Raw genomic sequence first — 2,853 nt, 5'->3', positions numbered from 1 at the left:
CGTAAGGCTCCGCCGAGGGCCGTCTGACGGACCGGAGCGGCTGGCTGTAAGAGCCTGAAGCTATGGCAGACCATAGCATCATGTCCCAAGTTGAGGTTCTCTCGGTCACGGATACCGGGCGTCGACGCCGTTGGACGGACGCGGAAAAGTTACGCATTGTCGAAGAGAGCTACGCTGCACCGCGACGGGCGGCCGCCACGGCGCGGCGTTACGAAATCTCCCGCTCGCTTCTGACGCGGTGGCGTCGGGAGGCACGGGAGGGGCTGTTGACCGCTGACGGGGATCGGACGCATTTCGCGCCGGTTGCCGTGACGCCTGCACCTGCGCCCGGGCCGGTTGTGGCCGATGTGCGGGACACGACGGACAACACGGGCCGCGACCGGGTCGAGATCATTCTGCCCAACGGGCGCCGACTTGTGACCACCGCCACAACCGAGGCTGCCGTCCTTGCGCGGCTCATCCAGATCGTGGAGCGGGCATGATCGCGTTCCCTCCCGGCGTGAAAGTCTGGATCGCGGGCGGCGTGACGGACATGCGGCGGGGGATGAACACGCTGGCGTTGCAGGTCCAGGAGGGGCTCGGGCGCGACCCGCATGCCGGTGAAATATTTTGCTTCCGTGGACGTCGTGGCGATCTGGTCAAGATTTTATGGCACGACGGGGTCGGCATGTCGTTGTATCTGAAGCGTCTCGAAGCGGGGAAATTCATCTGGCCGGCAAGCGGCTCCGGAGAGGCGGTGCCAATCTCCGCGGCGCAGCTTGGCTATCTTCTTGAAGGCATCGACTGGCGCAATCCGCGTTGGACGCAACGCCCTGCAAAAGCGGGATAAATCGCCGTCATCAGACTGTTTGTCATGGGCTTTCCCGGGTCGGCATGGTAGGTCTCGGCCATGTCCGAGACCGCCTCCGAACTCGAAGAACTGCGCGCCGCCCTTGCTGCGGCGGAAGGACGTGCCGCGGTCGCCGAAGCCGATCTCGCACAGGCCCGCGCGGTGGTCTCGACCTCCGAGGCGATGATCGCGGCGCTCAAACTGGAGATCGCGCTGCTCAAGCGCGACAAGTACGGCCGCAGCGCGGAACGTGCCGCGCGGCTCATCGACCAGCTGGAATTGCAGCTCGAGGAGCTGGTGGCCGATGCCGCCGAGGACAAGGCGCAGGCCGAACAGGCGGCAGAGAAGACGACCACGGTCGCAGGCTTCGATCGGCGCAAGCCCGTGAAGAAAGCCTTCCCCGACCACCTGCCGCGCGAACGGGTGGTGGTCGAGGCTCCGACCGCCTGCACCTGCTGTGGTTCCGGCCGCATCGTGAAGATGGGCGAGGACATCACCGAGACGCTGGAGGTCATCCCACGCCAATGGAAGGTGATCCAGACTGTCCGCGAGAAGTTCACATGTCGGGCGTGTGAGAAGATCAGCCAGCCCCCGGCACCGTTCCACCCCGTTCCGCGGGGATGGGCCGGGCCCAGCCTTCTGGCGATGATCATCTTCGAAAAGTACGGCCAGCATCAGCCCTTGAACCGTCAGGCCGAGCGTTATACCCGAGAAGGCGTGGAGCTGAGCCTCTCAACGCTGGCCGACCAGGTCGGTGCCGTGACCGCATTGCTGGAACCGTTGCAGGCGCTTATCGAGGCGCATGTTCTGGCCGCCGAACGTCTTCATGGAGATGACACAACGGTACCGCTGCTCGCCCGCGGCGGAACGAAAACCGCGCGGCTCTGGACCTATGTCCGCGATGACCGCCCATTCTCTGGCACTGCCCCGCCGGCCGTTGTCTTCAAGTTCTCCCGCGACCGGGCAGGCGAACATCCGTTCGGGCATTTGAGGGGCTGGCAGGGCATCCTCCAGGCCGATGCCTATGCCGGGTACAATCAGCTCTACCAGAGCGATCGCAGCCCGGGATCCGTCCTGCCCTCGCTATGCTGGTCACATGCCCGCCGCAAGTTCTTCGAGCTTGCCGATGTCGAGGGGAACATCCGCAAGGGCAAGTCGCCCAAGGACATCTCGCCAATCGCCTTCGAGGCGGTGAAGCGGATCGATGCCCTGTTCGAGATCGAGCGGAATATCAAAGGCCTCGGTCCTACCGCCCGTCTCGAGGCGCGGCAGCGCCTGTCGATGCCGCTCGTCGAAGACCTTGAACGCTGGCTGCGCGGCGAACGAGCGAAGCTCTCGAAACACGCCAAGGTGGCCAAGGCGATCGACTACCTGATGTCGCCGGCCCATTGGCCGGGCTTCACCCGGTTCCTCGAGGATGGGCGGGTCTGCCTGACGAACAACGCCGCCGAACGCTCCCTGCGCGGCGTGGCCCTCGGCCGGAAGTCCTGGCTTTTTGCCGGATCCGAACGTGGCGGGCAGCGCGCCGCCGCCATGTACACGCTGATCGGCACGGCCAAGCTGAACGATATCGACCCGCAAGCCTGGCTCGCCGAGGTCATCGCCCGCATCTCCGAAATGCCGGTCTCGCAGTTGCCAGAGTTGCTTCCATGGAACTGGAAACAGCCGGCAGACCGGCCAGCCGAGGCCGCCTGATGGCCCGCGTCACGCACATCCATACCATCGACGAGGTCGCCAGGAGGATCGACGAGAACCTCGAACTCATCGAGGTCGTTAGCGGGAACTCCGACAACATCGACTATGGCGAGATGATTTGGGTCGACAACGGAACCGAAGAGGGGATCAAGGCCTTCACGGACCGCGGCATCGAATGCCTGCGGGAACTCCTCGCCGACATCAGGACATGGGATGGCGGGATCCGCGAGTTCCTGCGCGACGAGCAGTGTGATCCCGACGTCATCGAACGCATCATGGCCGACGAGAAGAACCACTGAGGCAAGACGGCCCTCGGCGGAGCCTTACCG

4 protein-coding genes are annotated in these 2,853 nt (G+C 64.7%); all 4 read left to right on the top strand.

Annotated features, from left to right (window positions below; translation table 11 throughout):
- The first annotated feature begins 62 nt into the window (after positions 1-62).
- From tnpA to GH815_RS18485, 4 genes are read left to right on the top strand one after another with little or no spacing between them, the layout of a single operon-like run.
- A complete protein-coding gene (tnpA, locus tag GH815_RS19465; RefSeq protein WP_153750197.1) occupies positions 63-482 on the top strand; it encodes an IS66-like element accessory protein TnpA in 420 nt (139 codons plus the stop codon).
- Entirely contained in the window at positions 479-829 is a 351-nt protein-coding gene (gene tnpB, locus GH815_RS18495; RefSeq protein WP_153750196.1) for an IS66 family insertion sequence element accessory protein TnpB, read from the top strand. Before tnpA ends, tnpB begins: the two co-directional genes overlap by 4 nt.
- A gap of 60 nt (positions 830-889) precedes the next feature.
- Entirely contained in the window at positions 890-2,524 is a 1,635-nt protein-coding gene (gene tnpC / locus GH815_RS18490) for an IS66 family transposase (protein ID WP_153750195.1), read from the top strand.
- Positions 2,479-2,823 (top strand): hypothetical protein, encoded by a 345-nt coding sequence (locus GH815_RS18485; protein WP_153750194.1) that lies wholly within the window; start codon positions 2,479-2,481, stop codon positions 2,821-2,823. The genes tnpC and GH815_RS18485 overlap by 46 nt, the downstream gene beginning before the upstream one ends.
- The last annotated feature ends 30 nt before the right edge of the window (positions 2,824-2,853 follow it).

The organism is Rhodovulum strictum (assembly GCF_009649175.1).
In the GTDB taxonomy this organism is placed as follows: domain Bacteria; phylum Pseudomonadota; class Alphaproteobacteria; order Rhodobacterales; family Rhodobacteraceae; genus Rhodovulum; species Rhodovulum strictum.
This window is presented reverse-complemented; position numbering and strand designations above follow the sequence as displayed.